Source organism: Mesotoga infera, from assembly GCA_011045915.1.
Classification (GTDB): domain Bacteria; phylum Thermotogota; class Thermotogae; order Petrotogales; family Kosmotogaceae; genus Mesotoga; species Mesotoga infera_D.
This window is the reverse complement of record DSBT01000322.1, coordinates 1-1770: the sequence shown is the minus strand read 5'-3', so window position 1 is coordinate 1770 and position 1770 is coordinate 1. Positions and strand designations below refer to the sequence as shown.

Genomic DNA, 1770 nt, shown 5'->3' with positions numbered 1-1770 from the left:
GGCCAGAGATCTGCGGAGGCGCTCGATTAGAACGACATCCCTGTATGTGCCACGTTCGGGAAAATGACCGTCTGGTGAAATATCCGGCCCGTAGAGCCTTTCATACCCGATCTCCGTCAGGATATCCAGAGCTATCTCTTCAATTTCCGATTCAGTCATTGCCTTTGGCACTCGAATCACCCCATATCTTTCGCAATTGCCGCTTCTCACATCGGTGAATGGCTTTCCGCCTCTAGAACTGATCGACTTCTTTATCAGAAACAGGAACTCTGATTTCTCCTGACATCAGTTTCGGGAGGAGAGAGTCTCGTATTCGAGAAAGCATCATGTTCTGAATACCATTCAGTTGAATCATGCTATCGATTTGCCTAGAATATCCAGCAAACTGTTGCAACACTTTCCTGTTAGGAATTACGACCTGCTCGGTAGAAAACAGATTCTTGAAATCAAGGTTTTTTATTCCAGTAGTTCCATTCTCATATTGGAACATAATTTCTCTTCTGTATAGATTGTCGAGAAGAAAGTAGGTGAATTCAGAGTCTTCAATGTTCCTGAATCTTAGAAGCTTGCAGAAATTTGAGCAGATAAGGTTCTCGGCGAACTTCTTAGTTATAGGTTCGATTATTCTCATTGCTCTTCCAGTTTGCTGAGTTGGACTCCCGCCGGAGATCTCAACAACGACGTCTGTATCTCTCAGACTTTTTACTTCAGCACTTAAAGGTTTTATATACCTCAAAGGAGGATTCCCGATGCCACCTGAAGATATTTCGCGAATGTCAGCACCTCTTATGCAACGAACTGGAGACGAATAACGTTCACTCAGTTCACCCTTTCCCCAATCACCTGGTACAATTTCGAATTCAATATCGTTAATAAAGCCTACACGCCAACCCACAGGAATAGGGCCGAGGGGGGAGTCGATCATTTCGCCGCCGGAGGATTTGTAAGGCTCGCCGTTTTCATTAGGGAATTCGAAGTCTATAAACCAGTGCTTGAATATCGCCCTCGCTATTTCTTCGAGCATCCTGTTGATTTTGCGATTTGCTTCTATTTTGTTATCTATTGAGGCAAGCGTTTGCACTACCCTTTGTTGTTCAAGGATTGTTGGAACAGGGATCTCAATTGATCGTAAATAAGTTACAGGTTGCGCTATTGAGGGAACTCCTGATGGCGTACTGTTTGCCAAAAGTCTGTGTTGTCCTTGTGGAGACTTGAAATAGTAAACAACAAATTCCGGAAGTATCTTGGAGGTATTGCACCTCAAATAGAATTGTCTTTGAGAAATCACATACCTTTCATATCTGGAATTCTTGGGAATATAGGCTACCTGCCCGATATTTCCTGCGTGAGTGAAAATCACATCACCTCTAAAGACATTTGCGTTTCGAAGTTGCTCTGCGTGAGCGTGAGTTATGAAGTTGTTTTCTCCATCTTGAACCTGAGTTTCATTAAGATGCTGACCACTGATAATCGGAACACCTTCAGTAACGAATGTACTTACCTTTATTGAAGATCCAAAGGGGCCCATAGCTACTTTCTCCGCAACATCATCAATTGGCTTATAGTTCCACTCACCAGCCATACCCTATACCCTCCAGGTTCTTCCTGATCTCCTCTTCCAGTTCTCTCGATTCTTTGAAGAGCTTTGCGAGTTCGGTCGTGAGTCTTTCCATCTTCTCTTCGAAGGGTTCGCCGTCGTCTTCGATCTCTTCCATGCCTACGTAACGGCCAGGGGTAAGGATATAGCCATTCTTTCTTATCTCATCAATC

General features: G+C 43.8%; 2 protein-coding genes. Both read right to left on the bottom strand.

Features of this window, described 5'->3' with window-relative positions:
• Positions 1 to 232 precede the first annotated feature (232 nt).
• Positions 233 to 1582 (bottom strand): restriction endonuclease subunit S, encoded by a 1350-nt coding sequence (locus tag ENN47_10485; protein ID HDP78585.1) that lies wholly within the window; start codon positions 1580 to 1582, stop codon positions 233 to 235.
• On the bottom strand, positions 1572 to 1770 hold a 199-nt coding region (locus ENN47_10480; protein HDP78584.1), incomplete at its 5' end, for an SAM-dependent DNA methyltransferase. The genes ENN47_10480 and ENN47_10485, both read right to left, overlap by 11 nt.